Genomic DNA, 1,425 nt, shown 5'->3' on the forward strand with positions numbered 1-1,425 from the left:
ATGCAACGAGTTATTATTTAATTAGGATGCAGCCAGTTCTAGCCTATCATTCCTGTTATGCAATCAGAACTCTTTAACAACTAAATCTATCAATCCTCCTTGTTTCCCTTTACATACATGATGCTCCATAGAATTTCTTGTTTTAAAGCAGGTTTAATATCATTTAATATAACTAAATCTATTTGTTTGTGAAAATGGTCCTCAAGTTCAATTTTTAAGTCCATGTAATTATCAAAAGATAAATCAGAATCTTTTAATTCTACTACAACATCAATATCACTTGATTCCGTTTGTTCATCACGGCTATAAGAACCGAACAAACCAATGCGCTTAACACCATATTTTGCTCTCCATATATTTAGATTTTTTGATAATTCATCAAGGATTTCTTGTTTAGATAACATATCATCAACACCATTTTCCAACATTGGTTATTCTTTTTATAGGTTTATAATACCGAACTCAATTAACCACATTTTTATAGGTCTTAATCACTGCAAATTCTTCTGATACTTCTACTATTCTAATTTATCCACAACTAAATCCAAGTATTTCTCTTTTTTATAGAAGAAAGTACATTAAAACCATTCCAGTAATGTACACGTAAAGTAGTAGAAAATATAATCTCCCAATTAGGAATTTAGAAGTCCCCTTTGTAGAGTTCTTTATTAGGAGCAACTTTTATAAGGCGAGTATGTTCATCAAGTATAATATGCATCTTACCATCAACTTCAATTACACCAGACCTATTTTCTCCTTCTTTAAATTCATATAGTACTGCTGGTTCTTCTTCCATGTATATATGGTTTAACTTTTCTGGATTAATAATACCATTGGTCGTAAGTTCGTATAAGATATCTTGTGCGTCCATAAATGTGCGTCTGTAATCATCCTCATAAACGAGCCGGATTGCATTCATTGGAATTAATCCTTCTTCTGTTTTCTTAACCACCCAATTATTAAAACCAACAGTGATTTGATATTTTCCTGTTTCAAAATCTTTATACTTATTAATGGCAGCTATTGGCAATGCTTCAACCCGTTCAATATCATACGTTTGACCTTTTGCAATATTGACGTTATTGGGGGCAAAACTTAAATTTTCTATTGTACAATCAAAAGAATTATTGTCCATGTGTTCAACAATGAAGTCTTTCTCGTATGCTTCAATAAGCACTTCAAGTCCATACCAATGTATCATTACTACTTGATGAAGCTTATTATATTTTCCAAGTTTTTTTGAGTAGGTCCCGATATAGCCTTTTCGCTGACCTTTTGAATTTGGCTTTCCCCAAATTACCCGCCAATTTACAGATTGAACTTTCTCCCATAATATTTCATCATAGTTTGTGTAGCCAAACACACCTTGTTCTTTGTCATGAAAATATATTTTTCCCCTTTCATAATATACTTTCAAATGCCCAG

At 31.8% G+C, this 1,425-nt stretch carries 2 protein-coding genes; both read right to left on the bottom strand.

Going from position 1 to position 1,425, the window contains the following annotated elements:
- Positions 1–89: 89 nt before the first annotated feature.
- Positions 90–428 (bottom strand): nucleotidyltransferase family protein, encoded by a 339-nt coding sequence (locus JCM9152_RS20975; protein ID WP_235715794.1) that lies wholly within the window; start codon positions 426–428, stop codon positions 90–92.
- Between the two features lie 212 nt (positions 429–640).
- Positions 641–1,425 (bottom strand): hypothetical protein (locus JCM9152_RS22810; RefSeq protein WP_158318469.1); only part of this gene is annotated, 785 nt, incomplete at its 5' end.

The organism is Halalkalibacter hemicellulosilyticusJCM 9152, assembly GCF_000513115.1.
Classification (GTDB): Bacteria; Bacillota; Bacilli; order Bacillales; family Bacillaceae_D; genus Halalkalibacter; species Halalkalibacter hemicellulosilyticus.